Source organism: Telluria sp. LT2P34, from assembly GCF_059685915.1.
In genome coordinates this window covers 229,956-250,576 of sequence record NZ_JCASIN010000006.1, presented here as the reverse complement: position 1 = coordinate 250,576, position 20,621 = coordinate 229,956, and the positions used below count along the sequence as shown (strand labels likewise).

The following is a 20,621-nucleotide window of genomic DNA, read 5'->3' as shown; positions in this document are numbered from 1 at the left end:
CCGGCGATGCACATCATTGCCCCGCTCCCTCGCGCTGGCGGCGCGGACGCTCGCCCTGTGCCGCGGCGCCGCCACGGCCGCCCTGGCGTCCACCCGCCGCGCCCTGCGGACGCTCGCCCGGCAAGCTCACCTTGGCGCCATCCTTCAGGCGGTCGGCGCCTTCGGTGATCACGCGCTCGCCCGCCTTCAGGCCGGTCTTGACCTCGACCCGGTCGGCGGTCGCCTGGCCGCGCGTGACGGGACGCAGCGACACCGTGCGCGCCTCTTCGTTGAGCACATAGACAAAGGCGCCGTTCGCGCCATTGCGCAGCGCATTCACCGGGACCACGACGGCGTCCTCGATGGTGCGTACCTGCAGGCGCAGGTTGACGAACTGGCTCGGGAACAGCTTGTTGTCCAGGTTCTCGAAGCGCGCCTTGGCGCGCACGGTGCCGGTCTGCACGTCGACCTGGTTATCGAGCGCCTTGAAGCGGCCGCTGGCCAGGGTGGTGCTGCGGGTGCGGTCGAGGGCCGTGGCCGGCAGCGTCGCGTTCTCGGCGATGCGGCCCTGCAGTTCCGGCACCTGATCTTGCGGCACCGCGAATTCGACGTCGATCGGGGAGAACTGGGTGATCACGGCGATGCCGGTGGCGTCGTTGGCGCCGACCAGGTTGCCGATGTCGACCGTGCGCAGGCCGACGCGGCCGGAGATCGGCGCTTTCACCTGGTTGTAGCTCAGGTTCAGGCGCGCCAGGTTTTCGGCGGCGGTATCGGTCTTGACGGTGGCCGCCAGCTGTTTGACGAGCGCGGCCTGGGTGTCGACTTCCTGGCGCGCGATCGAGTCCTGCGACAAGAGCGTCTGGTAGCGCGACAGCAGCAGGCGCGCATTCTCGAGCTGGGCTTCGTCGCGCTGGCGCTGGCCGGTCGCTTGCAGCAGCGCGATTTCCGACTGGCGCGGATCGATCGTCGCCAGCACCTGTCCGGCGCGCACGACCTGGCCTTCGGTGAAGTTGATCTTTTGCAGCACGCCCGAGACCTGCGGCCGCACCGTCGCCACCGCAGCCGGCGTCACCGTGCCGAGCGCTTCGAGCGTGACCGGGATATCGACCTGTTCGGCGACGGCCACGCCAACCGTGGTGGCGGGCCCGCCACGGCCGCCACGACCACCGCCGCCGGGACCACCGCCACCGCCGCCGCCTCCCCCGCCGCCGCCCTGCCTGGCACCGGCGGCAGCGCCCGCGGCACCTGGCCCGCCCGCGCCTTCCGGCGTGCGGTGAGTCAGGTACCAGGCCAGCGCGGCAAGCGCCGCCATGGCCAGCACGGCGATGACGCTGCCGAGCCACTTGCGGCGGCGCGGCTTTTCATTGACTGGGGGTTTTTCGGGGGTGACGATCGAATCCATGCTCATCCTTGTTGTTCTGACTGCTGACCATTGAATGGTGCTACCCACACGGCATCAGCTCGGAAATGTAGCATGGACGTCAAGGCCGATATGTTTCGTAACGTACATAAGGCTGGGCTCGCATGACCCGGCCGCGGCAGGCAACTCGCCCTCTCCTGCACCGCCCTCGTCCTATGACAAGGAGCGTCAAACCAACGTAAAAAAGGGGCGCCGGAAGAATCCGACGCCCCACAATATTGTTTCAATTATTGTAACAACCGATACAAACTCGCTACATGCCCGTGTTTGTCCCGGTAATTTTTACGGCAGCTCGCACAGGCAGTGGGTCACCGCGGCAAACGGCTTCTTGCCATCGGCCAGCTCCGACAGCCAGCCGAGCTCCCTGGCTGCCGTGGCCACGGCGCCCGCAGGCAAGGCGCCCTGCAGCGCGTCCGGCAAGATGCCGAGCTTGACCTGGATGTTGACGGCTGCAAGGCTCGAGACGCCCAGCATCGACAGGAAGCGCTCGAAGGCGGTGCCCGGACGCTCGACATACGACACGCGGAAATCGTCGCCCAGTTTCGCGCGCTTGGCGGCCGAACGCAACGCGTCGCCATAGCTGCCGAGGCGGTCGACCAGGCCGCGTTCCTTGGCCTGGGTGCCGGTCCAGACCCGGCCCTGGCCGACTTCGTCGATCTTCGCCTGGGTGGTCTTGCGCGCGGCGGCCGCCTTGGTGGTGAACTCGCGGTAGACGTTGTTGATGCTCGACTGGATCAGCTGGGTGAAACGCGGATCCAGCGGGCGCAGCGGATTGTAGGCGTCGGCCAGCCAGGTGGTGGTGACGCCGGCCGTATTCACGCCCAGCTTGTCGGCCACGCGCTCGGCGGTCGGAATGATCGCGAACACGCCGATCGACCCGGTGATGGTGGATGGGTCGGCAATCACTTCGTCGGCCGCCATCGCGATCCAGTAGCCGCCCGAGGCCGCCACGCTGCCCATCGACACGACGACCGGCTTGCCGGCCGCGCGCGTGAGTTCCAGTTCGCGGCGGATGAGTTCGGAGCCGTAGGCGCTGCCGCCAGGCGAATCGACGCGCAGCACCAGCGCCTTGACCTTGTCGTCTTCGCGCGCGCGGCGGATCATGTTGGCGGTCGAGACGCCGCCGACGACGCCCGGGCCGCCCTGGCCGTCGGTGATTTCGCCGGCGGCGACGATCACGCCGACCGCGTCGCCGAAGGCTTTTTCGGGATTGCGCGCGAGGTAGTCGCCAAAGGGCACCTGGCGGAAGGTCTTGATCGACTCGTCGTACTCGCCGCGCTTGATCATCATGGCGCGCACTTCATCCTTGGTTTTGATGCCGTCGACCAGTTTCGCACCCAGCGCAACCTGGGCCGCGTTGCCGCCGGCCGCTTCCATCAGCTGCGGCAGCTGTTCGATGCTGCGCGCGACCGCACCGGCGGGCAGCTTGCGGTTCTTCTCGACCAGGGCCGTGTAGTCCTGCCACAGCGCGCCGTACAGGAAAGCGTCGGCTTCGGTGGCGGCCTGCGAGGGACCGTTGCTGATGTAGGGCTCGGCAAAGCTTTTATAGGTGCCGACCTTGACCAGGTTGACCGTCACGCCCAGTTTGTCGAGCGCGTCGCGGTAGTAATTGCGGCGACGGCCGAAGCCTTCGATCATCACCATGCCCATCGGGTGGACATAGACTTCGCTCGCATGCGAGGCGAGCAGGTAGCGCTTCTGGTCGAAGCTGCCGCCCCAGGCCACGACCGGCTTGCCGGCCGCTTTCACGCGGTCGATCGCGGCGCCGACTTCGTGCAGCATGGCCAGCCCGCCGCCGTCGAGTTCGTCGAGCAGGAGCACGACGCTGCTGATGTTCTTGTCTTTCGCCGCCGCGTCGAGCACGACCAGCAGGTCGCGCAGCTCCACGGCGCGGCGGGTTTCGCCACCAACATTGGCCAGCAGAGAATCGCGCAGCCCGCTGCTATGCTCTTCGACCAGGTCCCCGCGCAATTCCAGCACCAGCGACGTCTTCGAGGCAAGCGGCTTGGCGCCGCCAGAAAACATCGCGAACAGCAAGGCAATCACGATGACCAGGAACAGCATGTTGAGCACGAAACGCCGGGTGGCGTCCAGCCCGCGCCAGAACATGCCGAAACCGCGGCGCAGGGAAGTAAAGGGCTTGAAGGACATTGAAACTCCGCTAAGGAAGAAAAGCCAGGGATAAAGTCACGAATAAGCTCAAGGATAAGTTCAAGCCAGGACGGTCGATTTGTCGACGCTCTCTTTGTGGGAGATCGCAAACAGGCCGGCGAATACGAGTATGCCATTGACCATCAGCAGTTCAAGTCCCAATCGATAGCTCCCGAGCAAATATTGCTGATTGTACTCAAGGAGAGCGCAAAGAATCGGCGCCCCGATCGTCACGTAAGGCACCAGCTTGTCGGTCAAGCTGCGCCGCGTCAGCATGCCAAAGGCGAACAGGCCCAGCAGCGGCCCATAGGTGTAAGCGGCCAGCTTCAGGATCACGACGATCATGCTTGGCTCGTCGACCCATTTGAAGCCCAGCACCAGCAGCAGGAACAGGGCCGCGAACCCGAGGTGCACACGGCGCCGCAGGCGCTCTTTTTGCGCCTGGCTCAGGTCAGTGCGGCGCTGCATGCCGAGCAGGTCGATACAGAAGGTGGCGGTGAGCGCGGTGATCGCGCCATCGGCGCTTGGGAACAGCGCCGAGACTAGTGCGATCAGGAAGATGATCTGCACCGCAGCCGGCAAGTGACCCATCACCACGGCCGGGAAGATCTTGTCGCCGGTATCCAGCACGCCGGCCACCGGCGCGTACAGATACAGCAGGCCGCCGAGGAACAGGAAGGACGACAGCACCACCACCAGCACCGCCGTCAGCGTCAGCAGGTTTTTCTGCGAATCGCCCAGGGTTTTGACCGAGATCGTCTTCTGCATCATTTCCTGGTCCATGCCCGTCATCGTCAGCACGATGAAAATACCGGCGATAAATTGCTTCCAGAAGAAATTGGGGCTGTCGAAGTCCCAGGTGAAGATGCGCGCCAGGCCAGTCGATTGCATCCGGTTCAGGCTTTCCAGCAGCGACATATCGAGCGCGTTCAGCAGGAACCAGACGCAGGCGAACAGGCCGAACAGCATGCAGCTCGTCTGCAGGGTGTCGGTCCAGACGATGGTTTTCACGCCGCCCTGGTAGGTATAGGCCAGGATCATGGCCAGGATCACGAGCGTGGTGGCCCAGAAGGGAATCCCGAGGCTGTCGAGGATGATCGCCTGCAAGATATTAACCACCAGATACAGCCGCGCGGTCGAGCCAAGCAGGCGCGAAATGATGAAAAAGCCGGCGCCGCTCTGGTAGGCGCAGCGGCCCAGGCGCACGTCGAGGTAATGGTAAATCGAGGTCAGTTTCAGGCGGTAATACAGCGGCAGCAGGATATAGGCCACTGCGATGTAGCCGAAGACATAGCCGATCAGGATCTGGCCGTAGCCGAAGGCGTCCTTGCCGACCGCGCCCGGCACGCTGATGAAGGTCGCGCCCGACAGCGTGGTGCCGACCATGCCAAAGGCGACCAGCATCCAGTTGCTGCTCTTGTTACCGATGAAGAAGCTGTCGTTGGTGGCGTTGCGGGACGTGGCCCAGGCAACACCGAGCAGCAGTGCGAAATAGGCGATCAGGATGCAGAACAGGAGGACGGGAGACATGGTTTTTTTGGGGGATGATGAGTCGCCCAGCAATATACACGGAGAAACCATGGCAAGCCACCGGGGTGAGCGCTTGCCCTTCCTGGAGCGCCTGACCGCGCCCTCGGGACAAGGCGCATCGTCGAAGCCCGAGGGCGAGGACAGTACGCTAGTACGGCGAGACGGTGCAACGCAGTCATGAGGGCGTGCTTAGGCGCTCTACGCCTCTTCGCCTTCGACGCGCTCGAACGGTCCTATGCACGTTTGCATCGTTTCATCGCTGCACATCAGGAACAGGGTGCCGGACGGATGGAAGCGCAGGAAGTTGATGACCTTCGTGCCCACCTTCATGATCTCGCCCGCGCAATCCTTCTTGCCGTTGTCCTTGACGATACGGTCCTCTAACTTGTAGAAGCCCTTTGCGCTCGGCTTGTCGGGGATGCGGTATTCGCTCTCCGAGACTTCCTCGGCACTGGTGACGAGCGTGGTGCCGTCGCCGCGGAAGCGGTAGGTTTCGGAGCAGCCCAGGTCCGGCAGGCTGAGTTTCCAGATACCGAGGATGGGATGGTTGGCGGCCGGCGCCGGAGGCGCGGCCTGGACCGTCGATGAAGCGGCAAGCTGGAGCGCGAGGAGGATGGACAATCCGGCAGGCAGGCGCATGGCAGTTCCTTTCACTACGGTTGAGTTACCGTTCGTTTAGACCGCCAGGCACCGGCAGGGTTGCCCGCCGGGTGCCTGCTTTTCGATATTACTCCTTGCCCGTCGCTTTCGGCTTGGCCGGACGGCGTCCGCGTGCCGCAGGTTCCCGCGCGCCCGGCTGGCGTCCGGGAACCTGGCGTTCGGCCGGCTTGCGCGAGGCCGACTGGCGCTCTCCCGATTTGCGCGCCGGTCCGTTCGGCTTGCGCACGCCCGGCATCACATTGCCGTTGACGTCGTCTTCTTCCTCGTAGGCGTCATCCGGCTCGTCTGCAGGCACGGCCTGGGCCGGCGGCGACACCGTCAAGGCCACCGGTGGAGCGACCGCTGCGGGAGCGACCGGTGCTGGAGCGACCGGAACCGCATCGACCGGCATCGCGTCCGCAAGGGCAGCGTCGACGGCAGCCTTGCCTTTCTTTGCCGCAGGTTTGCGTGCCGCGCCGCGGCGTTCCTTCTTGGCCGGTGCCGGCTGCGCTTCTTCGGCATCTTGCGCCTGCGCGGCCGCCACTGCCAGCCCGGCATCCTCCGCCAGCGCCGGCCATGGCGCGCTGGCCGCGACCTCGTCGACGTCGAACGGCTCGGTCGGCGCTTCGGCCCGGGTGTCGGCCTGATCGTCGGCCTGCCCCGCTTCGTCCGGCGTCACCGGCACGAAGGGCGTCGCGGTGCGGTAGGAGCTCTTGCGCCGGGTGCCACGGCCACGGCCGCGGCCGTCATCCTGGTCTTCCTGCGGTTCCTGGACGTCCTGGATATCCTGGACATGCTCCAGCACTTCCGGCGCGTCCTGGGCGGCGGCATCGATTTCCTCGACGGCCACCGGCGCGGCCTGCTGCCCGCGTCCACCACGGCCACGGCCGCGGCCACGGCCTTCGCCGCGGCCCGCCTCACGTGGCTCCCGTGGCTCCCGTGGCTCGCGTGGCGCTGCCGGGGTGTCGTCGCCGGCCTCGCCCGCCAGCGGTGCGCTGCCAAGGTCGGCGCCTGGCTGCTCGGCAAGCGCCGACGCTGCGCCACTGCTGCGGTAGACATAGGTGCCGGATTTTTCGTCGCGGCCGAACTCGAACAGGCCGCGCGCCTGCGCTTCCTCGAGCAGGTTGCCGAAGGTACGGAAGCCGTAATACACCTCGGAGAACTCGGGACGGCGGCGCTTGAGGGTGTCCTTCAGCAGCGAGGCCCAGATCTTGCCGGTGTCGCCGCGTTCGGAAATGAGCGCATCGAAGGTCTCGGCGACCATTTCCAGTGCCTGGGTCTTGCGTGCTTCCAGGCCTTCGCGGCCACGGTCGTCGCCGGGACGCTTGCTGGCCTGCGGCGTGGACTTGCGCGCGTCCTGCACTTCCTTGCGTTTGGCCGCGGCGCGCGTGACTTCGCGTACCAGGTCGTCGTAGAAAATGAATTCGTCGCAGTTGGCCACCAGCAGGTCGGAGGTCGACTGCTTGACGCCAACGCCGATCACCTGCTTGGCGTTCTCGCGCAGCTTCGACACCAGCGGCGAAAAGTCGGAGTCGCCGCTGATGATGACGAAGGTGTTGACGTGCGATTTGGTGTAGCACAGGTCGAGTGCGTCGACCACGAGGCGAATGTCGGCAGAGTTCTTGCCCGACTGGCGCACGTGCGGGATTTCGATCAGTTCGAAGTTCGCTTCGTGCATCGTGGACTTGAACCCTTTGTAGCGGTCCCAGTCGCAATAGGCTTTCTTGACGACGATGCTGCCCTTGAGCAGGAGGCGCTCGAGCACGGGCTTGATATCGAATTTCTCGTAGTTCGCATCACGCACGCCGAGCGCGACGTTCTCGAAATCGCAGAACACGGCCATGCTGATGTTGTCGGAATTTGAAGCCATGGGTTGTTATTTTCTAGTGGTAGAGACAGATACTTGCGGATTATACGCACAAGTCGATTCCGGCCAGCGCAAGCGCAGGCTCATGCGGGCCTGGAGGCCCTCGCCCGCTACAGCCGCGCCATGGTGGCGGGATCGGCCTGGCCATCGAAAAACTGGTCGAGGCAGGTCTGGAACACGGCTTCGTCGGGCGCCACGTCGGCGAACAGCGTCATCGAGGAGTGGAATTTGCGGTCGTCCGGGCTGTCGAAGATCTCGCCGATATCGCGCTCGCGGTGCAGGGCGACCAGGCGCGCGCATTCGCGCAGGCGCGGCCCGAGCACCGGATGGGCAAGGTAGGCGGCGGCCTCGTCGCTGGAGCGGATCGCATAGCGGCGCGCCATCTCGCTCGATCCGAGTCCCTCGATTTGCGGGAACACGTACCACATCCAGTGACTGCGTTTGCGGCCGGTGCGCAATTCGCCCAGCACGGTGGAATACACGAGGTCCTGGGCGGCAACGAAGCGCTCGAGGTCGAATTCAGTGTCCATGGCAATCTCCCATTGCGACAATGCTACCCCTTTCACCCGGTTTGCTAAAGTGGCGCCACGATGAAACCAGAACACCTGCAACTGCTCCTGACCCGCGAGATGCCCTACGGTAAATACCAGGGGCGAAAAATCGCCGACCTGCCCGGCCACTACCTCGGCTGGTTCGCGCGCGAAGGTTTTCCACGCGGCGAACTGGGCGAGCTGCTGGCCCTGATGTACGAGCTCGACCACAACGACTTGCGCGGCCTGCTCGACCCGTTGCGGCGCGGCGCCAGACCGCCCGGGAGCTGAGCGGACCGCCACGGCCGCACGGCCGCGACCGATTTCTCTTATACTTGGCGGCTACAATCATCCGTCGCAAGACCACAGCATGTCCGATATCACCACGCCTGCCGCCCCTTTTGCCGCCGCTCCCCTGCTCGACTACGTCACCTCGTGCGCACTGCCCACGCCCTGGGCCCAGTTCACGCTGCACGCATTCGTCGAACATTCGACCGGCAAGGAGCACCTGGCAATGGCGCTGGGCGACATCGGCAGCGGCGAACCGGTGCTGGCGCGCGTGCATTCGGAATGCCTGACGGGCGACGTGCTGTTTTCGCAGCGCTGCGACTGCGGCGCCCAGCTCGAGGGCGCCCTGAAGCGCATTGCCGCCGAGGGCCGCGGCGTGCTGCTTTATCTGCGCCAGGAAGGCCGCGGGATCGGCCTGGTCAACAAGATCCGCGCCTACCGCCTGCAGGAAGCCGGCGCCGATACGGTCGAAGCGAATTTGCAGCTGGGCTTTCATGCCGACGCCCGCAACTACGAGCTGTGCCGTCCGATGCTCGAACAATTCGGCATCACCCAGGTCAAGCTGATGACCAACAACCCGCGCAAGATCGACGCCCTGGCGCGCCTGGGCATCGAAGTCGTCGAGCGCGTGCCGCTGCTGGTCAACCGCAACGTTTTCAACCAGGGCTACCTCGATACCAAGCAGGCCAAGCTCGGCCACATGATGACGCAGCCGGCCACCGTGGCTGAAGACGGCGCACTGTAAGGTACTGCAGACAAGTCAGTGTGCTGGCAAGATAGCGTCAATCCGACCGATCCCTGCCAACCCATGAAACGCATCGCCAGCCTGCTCCTGTTGTTCTGCCTGGGCGCCTCCGTGGGGGTTCCCCTGGCTGCGCCCCCGCCACTCAAGCCGCCCGTCCCCGCCGGCCCGCCGACGGTGGTGCCCCCCAACGCGCCTCCCGCCATCACGCCGCCCGCGCCCGGCCCCGGCGAAACCGATACCACCGCCGCCCTGCCCCCGCCTTCTTCGGCCGCTCAGGAACTGTATTCGGCCGCGCAGGCAGACCTGCTGCAGATCCGCATGCTGCTGCGGAACGGCCGCACCCAGTCGACCGTCGGCTCCGGCTTCCTGGTGGGCGAAAGCCGCCTGGTCGTCACCAACTACCACGTGGTGTCGCAGATGGCGCTCGACCCCGACGTGTATGTCGGCGAATACGTCGATACCGACGGCAGGCACGGTCCGGTCGAGCTGATGGCGGTCGACGTGCTGCACGACCTGGCGGTGCTGCGCGTAAACCGCAGCGGCACGGGCTTTTTCAAGGTGCCCGAGCAAGCGGTGCGGCTGACCCAGGGCCAGGACCTGTATTCGCTTGGCAACCCGCTGGATCTTGGCTTCGCCATTTCCGAAGGCGCCTACAACGGCATCGTCAGCCGCAGCTTCTACGACCAGCTGATGTTCAGCGGCCCGATCAACTCGGGCATGAGCGGCGGGCCGAGCGTGACCGCGGGCGGCACCGTGGCCGGCATCAACGTATCGAAACGGCGCGACGGCGAAGCGGTGAGCTTCCTGGTGCCGGTGAAATATGCCCAGGAACTGCTGCGCAAGGTGGCGGCGCAGGCGGCGCCGCCCAAGGATTTCAATCCGCTCATCGCCGAGCAATTGCTGGCGCATCAGCGGGCGATGGTCGGACGCCTGCTCGACACGCCGCTGTCGATCAAGAACATGGGGCCCTACCGGGTGCCGGTGCGCGAATCCGGCCAGCTTCGCTGCTGGGGCCGCTCGAACGTGAAGGCCGAGGCTTCCTTCAGCGCCGACTCGATGAGCTGCGCCACCGAGTCGGCGATCTACGTGTCGGACACCCAGCAGACCGGCAACGTGTCGATGACGCACCAGTACCTGCGCTCGGCGACCCTGCATCCGCTGCGCTTTGCGGCCCTGGCCAGCAGCCAGTTCGGGATCGACCGTCTCGGCAACACGCGCGATGCCCGCCTCACCGGACCGCTGTGCAGCGAACGCTTCGTGCACTCGAATACGCTGGCCCTGCGCGCCGTGACCTGCGTGCGCGCCTACCGCAAGTTCCCTGGCCTGTACAACTTCACCCTGCTCACGGCCAGCACCGACAACCCGCAGGCAAGCCTGCAGAGCCGGCTGGACGTGGCCGGGGTGTCCTACGAGAACGGCATGCGGGTCACGCGCGCCTTCCTCAACGCCCTCGGGCGCGGCGGGAAATTGTGACTGGCGGCCGATGAAAGGCCCGTGGTTCATCGAAACCCTGGCGCGCAACGGCGACGTCCTGCACCGTCACCGGGTCGACGCGCTGCCGATCCGCATCGGGCGCGGCTACGACAACGACTACATCCTCGACGACGCCTACGCCGCCCCGCGCCACGCCCAGGTCGAGGCCGGGCCGGACGGCGAACTGGTGCTGGCCGACCTCGGCACCCGCAACGGCATGGTCTACGCCGGGCGGCGCAAGGAGCGCCTGGTGCTGGACGGGAATACGGTCGTGCGGCTGGGCCACACGACGCTGCGCGTGCGCGCCGCCGATTTTCCGGTGCCGCAGGAATTGCCGGACCGCACCATGCACAGCTGGGAAGGCGAGTTTCCGGGGCTGGCGGGCGCCACGCTGACGGCCATCGTCGCGCTGTTTACGATGTGGCTGGCCGACACCCAGGCTTTTCGGCCGTTTCGCTACCTGCTGGCGCTGGCCTACGGCCTCGGCGCCGGGCTGGTCTGGAGTGGCCTGTGGGCGTTTGGCAACCGCCTGTTCGGGCGCCACGCGCGCCTCGGGCGGCACTTGTTCATTTTCGGCTGCGGTATCGCGGCCTTGATGCTGTTCCGGCTGGTGTCGAGCGCGGTGGGCTACGCCTGGTCGATCGAGGTATTCACGCGCTACGGCTCGCACGTGGCGATTCTGCTGGTGGCGGGGATGGTCTACTTCCACCTGACGACGGTGAAACCCGAGCCGCGCAGGCAGTTCGCCATCATGTGCGCGGCGCTGGCGGTGCTCGGGTCGGGATTGGTCCTCATCAGCAATGAGCAGCGCAATGGCCGCCTTGCCGACGAGTTGTACATGTCGGTACTGCTGCCCCCGGACATGCGCGCCACGCCGGACAGCAGCGTGGACGAATTCATGGAAGACGTCGCGGCGATGAAGGAAAAACTCGACCGCGAGCGGCTGGAGAAAGAGTAAAACCCGGCGCAGGAACAGGTGCCTGCGCCGGGCGCTTCAGGCAGGCATCAGGTGCACCTGATGCCTGCCTTGCTCCCTCAGGTTTGCGCGCCCTTGGAACTGCCGCTCTCGCTGCGTCCGGAGGTGCCGGTTTGCGCCTGCCCGCCGCTGCTGCCCTGGGCGGGGCTGGCGCTTTGCATGGTGGCGCTGCCTGCGCCATTGCCCTGCCTGGACTGCCCATTGCCGGCATGGCTGCCGCCGGCAAACGGGTCGGTGAAGCGCTGGATGGTTTCCTGCTGCTTGCGCATGCCGCGCTCGGTTTCTTCGGACGCGGTGCGTGCCACTTCATCGGCCAGCTGGCGCGCGGTGCGGGTGGTGTTCTGGACGTGCTGCTCGGTCACGCGGGTGAATTCGACCTGGGCGTCGGCGGCCAGGCGCGAGATGTGCTGCTGGTAGGCGCGCAGTTTTTCAGCGGCAGGCTGGGCCCGCGATGCGGCCGCGCTCAGCACTTCGGTCTGGCGGTCGGCGGTAATCATTTGCTGGCTCGCCAGCGCCGTTTCTTCGAGCATGGTCTGCATCAGCTTGATGTTCAGATCGCACATCTGCTGGAAAGACTGGAATAGCGACTTGGACATGTCGTTCATGAAGGCGGTCTGCGCATCCATATGGGTGCGCACTGCTGGGGTAACCGATTGGGAAAATGGATACATGCGTTGCCTCGCTCATGGGTAATGGTTATAAGGATGACATCTTTAGGATTGAGTCTGCTCGCCGCGGCACGGTCGTGTGCGCATTCGGGAGCCCGCGGGGAAAGCCTTGTTTCCCGTTCGATGGGAAGGCCGCTTTCCGCGCGAAGCCTCAAGGCTAAGGCAGCAGGTACTGGCAGGTTTGCGCTAGATCAAACGAATGCGGCCCAGCGGAGCGATGGCCAGTGGCCTTGCATACATGCATTCCAGATAGCAATTTGCAACGAAAAACGCGGGCGGCCCTAGCCGGCGCGGCGCTCCATCCAGACGGCGAAGCTGTCGACGAAGCTCTGCAGGAAGCCGCGCAGCGACTCGTCGGCCAGGGTCGCGCCCTCGAACTTCGCGGCGATACCGCCGAGATAGGCTTCCGGCCCCGGCATGGCCGGCATGTTCAGGAAAGGCAGCATCTGGCGCAGGTGGTGGTTGGCGCCGAAGCCGCCCAGCGCGCCCGGCGACTGGCTGACGATGGCGCAAGGCTTGCCGCTCCAGGCGGCCTTGCCATATGGCCGCGAGCCGACGTCGATCGCGTTCTTCAGCGCACCCGGCACCGAGCGGTTGTATTCCGGCGTGACGAACAGGATGCCGTCGGCCGCGCGGATGCGCTCGCGGAAGGCGGTGTAGGCCGGCGGCGGCGAAGCGGCATCGATGTCCTCGTTGTACATTTGCAACTCGCCGATCTCGACGATCTCCATCTCCAGCTTGCCGGGCGCCATGTCCTTCATGGCCAGCGCCAGCTTGCGGCTGAACGATTCCCGGCGCAGGCTGCCCACCACGATTGCGATTTTTTTGCTTGCCATTCGGTTTCCCTCTTTCAAAGAATAAACATCGATCTTACCCAGGCCTCAGATCCGGCCGCGCCGGAATGCCGCCAGGAATTTACGGGCCTGGGCGGCGCTCAGCAACTGCACCGGGTCGCCATGCCAGGCAAACAGGAAAGGCTGGCCGCCCAGGCGGTCGGTCAGCTTGGCGTTGAGCAGGAAACGGGTGCCGGGCGGGTACTGCTCCGGGTCGGACAGCGCGCGTGCGCACTGCACGCGCATCGAGGGCGCAAACGCCTGTCCCGGCATCGGATGGATCAGCAGCCTGCCCGTGCGCGGGTCGCGCACCGAATGCACGGCCACTTCGCGGTAAGCCCAGGTATCGCGCGCCATGCTCAAGCCTTGGCAGGCGTGGCCGGCCGCACCACCGGCGCTTCGCGAATCGGCAGATTGATGGCGGCGGCGGCCAGCGCCAGCGCGATGTCGGCGTACCACATCCAGCTGTAGTCGCCGAAGCGCACGAAGGACAAGCCGCCCAGCCAGGCGCCGAAGAAGCCGCCGATCTGGTGCGACAGCAGGGTCAGGCCGAACAGGGTCGCCAGGTAGCGCGTGCCGAACAGCTTGCCGACCAGGCCGGCCGTGGGTGGCACCGTGGCCAGCCAGGTAAAGCCGAGCGCGGCGGCGAACACATAGAAGGTGGCGGCCGTTTTCGGCGCCAGAAGGTAGAGGGCGATGATGACGGCGCGGCTGGCGTACATCAGCGCCAGCAGGTTCTTCATGCGGTAGCGCGTGGACAGGGCGCCGGCGGCCAGGCTGCCGCCGATGTTGAACAGGCCGATCAGGCCGAGCGCGGTGCCGGCCACGCCGACCGGCAGGCCGCACAGCGCCACCTCGCCGGGCAGATGGGTGACGAGAAAGGCGATGTGGAAGCCGCAGGTGAAAAAGCCCGCGTGCAGGAACAGGTAGCTGCGGTCGCGCAGCGCCACCCGCAGCTGGGCCGTCAGGCTGATGCCAAGGATGGGCGCCACGCCGGCGGCGGCAACGCTGGCGGCAGGCGCTTTTTTTCCCTTCATCAGCCAGGCCAGCGGAATGGTCAGCAAGGTGGTGGCCGCCATCGTGAACATGGCGATGATCCAGCCGGGACCGGCGATCAGAAACTGCATCAGCGGCGAAAACACGAACTGGCCGAAGGAGCCGCCGGCGTTGATGAAGCCGGAAGCAAACGGGCGCCGGGCCGCGGGCAGGCGCTGGGCGGTGGCGCCGATCAGGATCGAAAAGCTGCCGGCGCCCGCGCCCGCGGCCGAGAGCACGCCCATGGTCAGCAAGAGGCCCCATTCCGACTCGACGAAGGGCGTCGCCGCCAGGCCCCCGGCCAGCAGCAGCGCGCCGATCACGATCACCCGCGCCGGGCCGTATTTGTCGGCAATGGCGCCGAAAATCGGCTGCGAGGCGCCCCACATGAACTGGCCGACGGCCAGCGCGAAGCTGATCGAGGCGATGCCCAGGCCGGTGGCGGTGTTCAGCGGCGAGAGGAACAGGCCGGTCGTCAGGCGCGCACCCATCGTGATCATCAGGATCGCACTGGCGGCCAGGATCAGGATCCATTCGGCGCGCGGCGACATGTCGGGGTGGGTGCTCATCGTCGATCCGGTGATGCCGCGCACGGCGCGGCGGGGGTTACGCCGCCCTGATCAACATGGCCACGGCTTGCGCCTCCATGCCCTCTTCCCGACCCAGGTAGCCGAGCTTTTCATTGGTCTTGGCCTTGACGTTGACCTGCTGCGGCGACAGGCCCAGGTCTTCGGCGATGCGCGAGACCATGTGCGGGATATGCGGCGCCATTTTCGGCTGCTGGGCGATGATGGTGGCGTCGACGTTGCCGATGGTGTAGCCGGTGGCGAGCACGCGGCTGGCCACTTCGCGCAGCAGGGTGCGCGAATCGGCGCCGGCGAACATCGGGTCGGTGTCGGGGAAATGCTTGCCGATGTCGCCCAGGGCGGCGGCGCCCAGCAGCGCGTCGATGATCGCGTGCAGCAGGACGTCGGCGTCGGAGTGCCCGAACAGGCCCAGGCGGTGCGGAATGGTCACGCCGCCGACGATGAGCTTGCGGCCCTCGATCAGGCGGTGGCAGTCATAGCCGGTGCCGATGCGAAATGGCGGGGTCGGGTTATAGGATGCGAGTGCCATAGTTCTGCGGATTCGAGTTCTTATAAAAATTCGGGCTGGGCCGTGGCCAGGTACATTTCGGCCAGGCGCACGTCGCCCGGCAGCGTGACCTTCATGTTGCGCGGATGGCCTTCGACCAGTTTCGGCGACAGGCCAAGCGCTTCGACGGCGCTGGCGTCGTCAGTGATCTGGCGGGGGTCGCGCGCCGACTCGCTGGCCGCCGCGAGCGCGTCGCGCAGCAGGCGGTAGCGGAACATCTGCGGCGTCTGCGCCAGCCACAGGCCTTCGCGCGAGACGGTCCCGACTTTGCCGGCAATGCTGCGCTTGACGGTATCGACCACCGGCAGCGCCAGCAGGCCGCCGACCGGATGTTCGCCGGTGCTGGTGATGAGTTTTTCGATGAGCGTGTCGTCCAGGCCCGGGCGGGCCGCGTCATGGACCAGCACCCAGTCGTTCTCGCGCAGCGTGCCGGCCAGCGCGGCAAGACCATTGCGCACCGATTCCATCCGTGTTGCACCGCCACAGCGCAGCACCGTCACGCCATGGCTGGGCACGACGCCGTCGATGAAGGGATCGTCGGCGCTGACCACCACATAGGTGTGCGCAATCAGTTCGCTGAACAGGAAGGCGTCGATGGCATGGCGCAGCATCGGCTTGCCGCTGATTTTCAGGTATTGCTTCGGTCCGCTCGCAGCCATGCGCGCGCCGACGCCGGCCGCGGGAATAAGGGCGAAATAACGAGGTGCTTGCGAATTCATGTGTCTTTTTTACTTTTTTGCCGGTCTGATAAGAGACTGTACCTCACCTGCGCAAATTTTGCCAAGGCGCGCGTATTCTTGCGGCGTATCGATGGCCGCCTGCAAAGGCTCGACTTTCGCCATTTCGCGCTTGATGAAGGGCATCCAGCTGCTGTTGATTTCGCGCTGCAACATATCGCGCGCCTGGCCGCGTGGCGCGTACAGCGGCTTGCCCTCGAAGCGGCGCGCCAGCGCCTCGCTGACGATCTTCTCGGCGCGCGGCAGGAAGTCGAGGTAGATGTCGCGGTGGCGCAGCTCATGCGCGAGGATGGCGCGGTAGGAACAGGTTCCGGGGGCGAACTCGCGCCCGACATAGACGATGATCGGCAGGTAGTGGAGTTTGACTTCGAGGCGAGGCGCCACGCATTCGTAGCCGGTGCTTGCATCGGTCAGCATCCGGCCCTGGATGCCGATCGCCACGCGCGACTCGGTGCGGGTCAGGCCCAGGACATAGCTGCCGCGCGCGCGGTCGCCCTTCATGGCGGACAGGCCGTGGAAGGAATAGCGGTTATCGACGCGGTAGCCATCCTGCTGCGAGGTCATCACCGAGACGCTCTTGCCGATGGTGTCTTCGCAGCGCGCCTGGAACGCGGTGCGCGCGCTGGCCGGCGCCAGGGCGGACAACAACAGCAGCGCGAACAGGACCTTCATGCCTCAGGCGGGCGTCCAGGTCCCGCTGACGATCTTCTCCAGCCAGAAAGCGCCGATGATGGTTTTCACGTCGGTGATCTCGCCGCGCCTGACCATCTCCAGCAGTTCGGGGACGGTGGTGGTGAAGGTCTCGAGGAATTCGCCGACGTCGAGCTTGGGCGTGCCGGGGCTCAAGCCGCGCGCAACAAAAATCTCCAGGTGCTCGTCGGAATAGGCAATCGCATTATGGATGGTGCAGACGTATTGCCATTCACCGCCCGTGTACCCGGTTTCCTCTTCCAGCTCGCGCTTGGCGCAGGCCAGGTGCTCTTCGCCCGGATCGATCTTCCCGGCCGGGAACTCGATGAAGACGCGGTCGTTCGGATAACGGAACTGGCGCTCGAGCAGCACGCGGCCATCGTCCAGCAGCGGCAGGATCACGACCGCGCCGGGATGGCGGATGTATTCACGGTGGGTGATGCTGCCGTCGGGCAGTTGAATGCGGTCGCGCGAGACTTTGAGGAACTTGCCGTCGTAAGCGACCCCGCCGTCGAGGCGGGTTTCCTTCAGGTGCGAATCCATTGGACTCCTGTGTAGAGCGTTGATCGGAACAATCAGCGGCGCTTGCGCAGGGTGCTCCAAACAAATCCTGGGAAGGCCAGTACGAGGAACAGGCAGCCGCTGATCGCAAAGAACTCCCAGCGCTGGGCAAACACGTTGCCGATGCGCGATTCCAGCAGCCAGGCTAGTGCGCCGACGAGGAAGTATAAAACAATGAGCTCGAGCAGGCGCAGGGCGAGCGGTTTCGTGCGCCCTGCTCCGCTTTGCGGCGGCTTCAAGGAGATCAAGCCGAACACGCGCTCGCTGGCAAACGGCAGGTTGGCCGCCACCAGCGCGACGGCGATCACCAGCCAGGATGCCAGCGAAGCGTCCATCAGCCGCGCAGCGTCAGTTCGATCGCCTGCAGGCAGGTGGCCAGCAGCGCGCCCGGGATGAGGCCCAACACGACCACGGCCACGCCGTTGAGCGACAGGGCAACGCGCATGTCGGTCGGCGTGACGATCGGGCTGGTGTCGACGGCGTCGTCGAACCACATCGTCTTGACCACGCGCAGGTAGTAGAAGGCGCCGATCAGCGAGAACATGACGGCGACCACGGCCAGCCAGACGGCGCCGGTATTCGCAACGGCCTGCAGGACGGCCCACTTGGCCATGAAGCCCATCATCGGCGGCACGCCGGCCAGCGAGAACATCAGGGCGGTCATGACGAGCGCGAACCACGGGCTGCGGCGGCCCAGGCCCTTGAAGTCGGCGATCTGCTCGGCCTCGAAGCCCGAACGCGCCAGCATCATGATCATGCCGAAGCTGCCCAGCGTGGTCAGCACATAGGTGATCGACGAGTACATGGCGGCGCTGTATGCAGCAGGCATATTGCTCGTGTCCTCACCTACCACGCCGGCCATCATGCCCAGCAGTACGAAGCCCATTTGCGCGATGGTCGAATAGGCCAGCATGCGCTTGAGGTTGGTCTGGGCGATGGCGGTCAGGTTACCGATCGCCAGCGACAGCACGGCCAGCACCAGCAGCATCTGCTGCCAGTCGTAGGCCATGGTCGGCAGCGCTTCGACCAGCAGGCGCATCACCATGGCGAACGCGGCCAGCTTCGGCGCCCCGCCCAGCAGCAGCGTCACGGCCGTCGGCGACCCCTGGTAGACGTCCGGCGCCCACATGTGGAAGGGAACCGCGCCCAGCTTGAATGCCATGCCGGCCACCAGGAAGACCAGGCCGAAGACGAGGATCATCTGGTCGGAACCGGTGGCGCGGGCGGCGATGTCGGTGAAGTTCAGGGAGCCGGTGGCGCCGTAGATCATCGAGATACCGTAGAGCATGAAGCCCGAGGCCAGCGAACCGAGGATGAAGTATTTCATCGCCGCTTCGGTGGAGGTGGCGTGGTCGCGGCGCAGCGCCACCAGGGCGTACAGCGACAGCGACATCAATTCCAGGCCGAGGTACATCGACAGCGTGCTGTTCGAGGAAATCATGATCATCTGGCCGAGCGTGGCCAGCAAGGCGATCACGTAGAACTCGCCGCCGAGGTTACCGGACAGCATGCCGCGCTCGGTGACGTACTGGCGCGAATACACCAGCGTCAGGCCGACGGCGGCGTAGGTGAACAGCTTGAGCAGATTGCCCATCGGGTCGGACACGTACATGCCGTTGAAGGTGTAGACGGTCGCGCCCGAGTTGAAATCGCCCATGGTGAGCACTGCGCAGCCGACCAGGGTCAGCAGCGACAGGTAGTAGGTCACGTTACGGCGTGAGCCTTTCAGGTACAGGTCGATCAGCAGGATCGCGGAAGCGGCGATCAGCATGAAGATTTCGGCGTACACCGGCACCAGGTTGGTGTCGACAGCCGGTAGCAAAGTGTTGTTCATGGCGTCTATTTCAATTATTGGGGCAGCGGTGGCAGCTTGCTGACGGACACATGCTGCAGCAGGTCGGCCACCGAAGTCTGCAGGGTCTCGGCGAACGGCGCCGGGTACAGGCCCATGTACAGGGTGGCGATTGCCAGCACGGCCAGGATCGCGAATTCGCGGCGGTTCAGGTCGACCAGTTCGGCCACGTTCTTGTTTCCGACCGGTCCGAAGATCACGCGCTTGACCATCCACAGCGAATAGGCCGCGCCCAGGATCAGTGCGGTGGCGGCGAGCATGCCGGTCCAGAAGTTGAACTGCACGGCGCCCAGGATGACCATGAATTCGCCGATGAAGCCCGAGGTGGCAGGCAGGCCGGCATTCGCCATCGAGAACAGCACGACAAAAGCGGCGAACTTCGGCATCGTGTTGACGACCCCGCCGTAGTCGGCGATTTCACGCGAGTGGACGCGGTCGTAGAGCACGCCGATGCAGAGGAACATCGCGCCCGACACGAAGCCGTGCGAGATCGACTGCATGATACCGCCCTGCACGCCCATGTCGTTGAAGATGAAGAAGCCGAGCGTCACGAAGCCCATGTGGGCGATCGACGAGTAAGCCACCAGTTTCTTCATGTCCTTCTGTACCAGGGCGACGAGACCGATATAGATCACGGCGATCAGGGACAGCACGATGACGACCGGCGCCAGGTAGTGCGCGGCGTCCGGGGTGATCGGCAGCGAGAAACGCAGGAAGCCGTAGGCGCCGAGTTTCAGCATGATCGCGGCCAGCACGACCGAGCCGCCGGTCGGCGCTTCGACGTGGGCGTCGGGCAGCCAGGTGTGCACCGGCCACATCGGCACTTTCACGGCGAAGGCCATGAAGAAGGCGATGAAGATCAGGATCTGCTCGCGCAGGTCGAGCGGCTGGACGTGCCATTTCTGGATGTCGAAGGTGCCCGAGACGTTGTACAGGTAGATGATCGCGATCAGCGTCAGCAGCGAGCCGAAGAACGTGTACAGGAAGAACTTGAATGCCGCGTACACGCGGTTCGGGCCGCCGAACACGCCGATGATGATGAACATCGGGATCAGCGTCGCTTCGAAGAAGAAGTAGAACAGCACGCCGTCGAGCGCCGCGAACACGCCGATCATCAGGCCCGACAGGATCAGGAAGGACCCCATGTACTGCGCCACGCGGTCCTGGATGACTTCCCAGGCCGCCGCGACGACGATGATCGTAATGAAGGCGGTCAGCGGGATGAACCACAGCGACAGGCCATCGACACCGAGACGGTAGAAGATGTTGAAGCGGTCGATCCACGGCGCCACTTCATAGAACTGCATGCCGTGGGCGGCGTTGTCGAAGTTCATGATCAGCGGGATCGTCGGCAGGAAGCTGACGATGGCGCCGATCAGCGCGCCGAAGCGCACGACACCGGCGTTCTTGTCACGCCCCGCGGCGAGCACCAGTACGCCGAACAGGATCGGGAGCCAGATCGCCAGGCTCAGGTAGGGAGGAAATGTAGAGATCGTGGACTGCATCATTTGTC

General features: G+C 65.4%; 21 protein-coding genes. 4 read left to right on the top strand and 17 right to left on the bottom strand.

Annotation, left to right across the window (positions count from 1 at the left end; all coding sequences use genetic code 11):
* Window positions 1-13 precede the first annotated feature (13 nt).
* The 6 genes from AC56KZ_RS17050 to AC56KZ_RS17025 form a co-directional block, all read right to left on the bottom strand.
* Window positions 14-1,381: an efflux RND transporter periplasmic adaptor subunit gene (locus AC56KZ_RS17050; protein ID WP_497163373.1), complete on the bottom strand. Its 1,368-nt coding sequence runs from the start codon at window positions 1,379-1,381 to the stop codon at window positions 14-16.
* A gap of 300 nt (window positions 1,382-1,681) precedes the next feature.
* A complete protein-coding gene (gene sppA / locus AC56KZ_RS17045) occupies window positions 1,682-3,550 on the bottom strand; it encodes a signal peptide peptidase SppA (protein ID WP_497163372.1) in 1,869 nt (622 codons plus the stop codon).
* Window positions 3,551-3,610: 60 nt separating this feature from the next.
* Complete coding sequence (locus tag AC56KZ_RS17040) at window positions 3,611-5,080, bottom strand: sodium:solute symporter (protein WP_497163371.1); 1,470 nt, start codon at window positions 5,078-5,080, stop codon at window positions 3,611-3,613.
* Window positions 5,081-5,278: 198 nt separating this feature from the next.
* Complete coding sequence (locus tag AC56KZ_RS17035; protein ID WP_497163370.1) at window positions 5,279-5,719, bottom strand: hypothetical protein; 441 nt, start codon at window positions 5,717-5,719, stop codon at window positions 5,279-5,281.
* A gap of 88 nt (window positions 5,720-5,807) precedes the next feature.
* Window positions 5,808-7,589, bottom strand: a complete 1,782-nt coding sequence (locus AC56KZ_RS17030; protein ID WP_497163369.1) for an NYN domain-containing protein — start codon at window positions 7,587-7,589, stop codon at window positions 5,808-5,810.
* 107 nt (window positions 7,590-7,696) lie between these two features.
* Entirely contained in the window at window positions 7,697-8,116 is a 420-nt protein-coding gene (locus tag AC56KZ_RS17025) for a DUF1810 domain-containing protein (RefSeq protein ID WP_497163368.1), read from the bottom strand.
* 60 nt (window positions 8,117-8,176) lie between these two features.
* Here AC56KZ_RS17025 and AC56KZ_RS17020 point away from each other — a divergent pair, with 60 nt between their 5' ends.
* From AC56KZ_RS17020 to AC56KZ_RS17005, 4 genes are all read left to right on the top strand, one after another.
* Window positions 8,177-8,407, top strand: a complete 231-nt coding sequence (locus AC56KZ_RS17020) for a DUF3820 family protein (protein WP_497163367.1) — start codon at window positions 8,177-8,179, stop codon at window positions 8,405-8,407.
* A 79-nt stretch (window positions 8,408-8,486) separates the two neighbouring features.
* On the top strand, window positions 8,487-9,149 hold the full coding sequence (ribA, locus tag AC56KZ_RS17015; protein ID WP_497163366.1) for a GTP cyclohydrolase II: 663 nt from the start codon (window positions 8,487-8,489) through the stop codon (window positions 9,147-9,149).
* A 63-nt stretch (window positions 9,150-9,212) separates the two neighbouring features.
* Window positions 9,213-10,622 carry a S1 family peptidase gene (locus AC56KZ_RS17010; protein WP_497163365.1) on the top strand — a complete coding sequence of 470 codons (1,410 nt, stop codon included), beginning with the start codon at window positions 9,213-9,215 and terminating at the stop codon, window positions 10,620-10,622.
* A gap of 10 nt (window positions 10,623-10,632) precedes the next feature.
* The gene (locus tag AC56KZ_RS17005; RefSeq protein WP_497163364.1) at window positions 10,633-11,580 is read left to right on the top strand and encodes an FHA domain-containing protein; all 948 of its coding nucleotides are present in this window, start codon (window positions 10,633-10,635) and stop codon (window positions 11,578-11,580) included.
* A gap of 77 nt (window positions 11,581-11,657) precedes the next feature.
* Here AC56KZ_RS17005 and AC56KZ_RS17000 read toward each other — a convergent pair whose 3' ends face one another.
* From AC56KZ_RS17000 to AC56KZ_RS16950, 11 genes are all read right to left on the bottom strand, one after another.
* Window positions 11,658-12,269, bottom strand: a complete 612-nt coding sequence (locus tag AC56KZ_RS17000; RefSeq protein WP_497163363.1) for a phasin family protein — start codon at window positions 12,267-12,269, stop codon at window positions 11,658-11,660.
* Between the two features lie 278 nt (window positions 12,270-12,547).
* Window positions 12,548-13,102 (bottom strand): NADPH-dependent FMN reductase, encoded by a 555-nt coding sequence (locus AC56KZ_RS16995; RefSeq protein ID WP_497163362.1) that lies wholly within the window; start codon window positions 13,100-13,102, stop codon window positions 12,548-12,550.
* Window positions 13,103-13,147: 45 nt separating this feature from the next.
* A complete protein-coding gene (locus AC56KZ_RS16990) occupies window positions 13,148-13,456 on the bottom strand; it encodes a hypothetical protein (protein ID WP_497163361.1) in 309 nt (102 codons plus the stop codon).
* Window positions 13,457-13,458: 2 nt separating this feature from the next.
* Window positions 13,459-14,703 (bottom strand): MFS transporter, encoded by a 1,245-nt coding sequence (locus AC56KZ_RS16985; protein WP_497163360.1) that lies wholly within the window; start codon window positions 14,701-14,703, stop codon window positions 13,459-13,461.
* Between the two features lie 37 nt (window positions 14,704-14,740).
* Window positions 14,741-15,250 carry a 2-C-methyl-D-erythritol 2,4-cyclodiphosphate synthase gene (ispF, locus tag AC56KZ_RS16980; RefSeq protein WP_497163359.1) on the bottom strand — a complete coding sequence of 170 codons (510 nt, stop codon included), beginning with the start codon at window positions 15,248-15,250 and terminating at the stop codon, window positions 14,741-14,743.
* Between the two features lie 20 nt (window positions 15,251-15,270).
* A complete protein-coding gene (gene ispD / locus AC56KZ_RS16975; RefSeq protein ID WP_497163358.1) occupies window positions 15,271-15,987 on the bottom strand; it encodes a 2-C-methyl-D-erythritol 4-phosphate cytidylyltransferase in 717 nt (238 codons plus the stop codon).
* A 9-nt stretch (window positions 15,988-15,996) separates the two neighbouring features.
* On the bottom strand, window positions 15,997-16,677 hold the full coding sequence (locus AC56KZ_RS16970) for a hypothetical protein (protein WP_497163357.1): 681 nt from the start codon (window positions 16,675-16,677) through the stop codon (window positions 15,997-15,999).
* A gap of 3 nt (window positions 16,678-16,680) precedes the next feature.
* Window positions 16,681-17,238 (bottom strand): NUDIX domain-containing protein, encoded by a 558-nt coding sequence (locus AC56KZ_RS16965; protein WP_497163356.1) that lies wholly within the window; start codon window positions 17,236-17,238, stop codon window positions 16,681-16,683.
* 32 nt (window positions 17,239-17,270) lie between these two features.
* Window positions 17,271-17,591, bottom strand: a complete 321-nt coding sequence (locus AC56KZ_RS16960; protein WP_497163355.1) for a DUF2818 family protein — start codon at window positions 17,589-17,591, stop codon at window positions 17,271-17,273.
* A complete protein-coding gene (gene nuoN, locus AC56KZ_RS16955; protein WP_497163354.1) occupies window positions 17,591-19,090 on the bottom strand; it encodes an NADH-quinone oxidoreductase subunit NuoN in 1,500 nt (499 codons plus the stop codon). The genes AC56KZ_RS16960 and nuoN overlap by 1 nt, the downstream gene beginning before the upstream one ends.
* Window positions 19,091-19,104: 14 nt before the next feature.
* Window positions 19,105-20,616: an NADH-quinone oxidoreductase subunit M gene (locus AC56KZ_RS16950; protein WP_497163353.1), complete on the bottom strand. Its 1,512-nt coding sequence runs from the start codon at window positions 20,614-20,616 to the stop codon at window positions 19,105-19,107.
* Window positions 20,617-20,621: the final 5 nt, after the last annotated feature.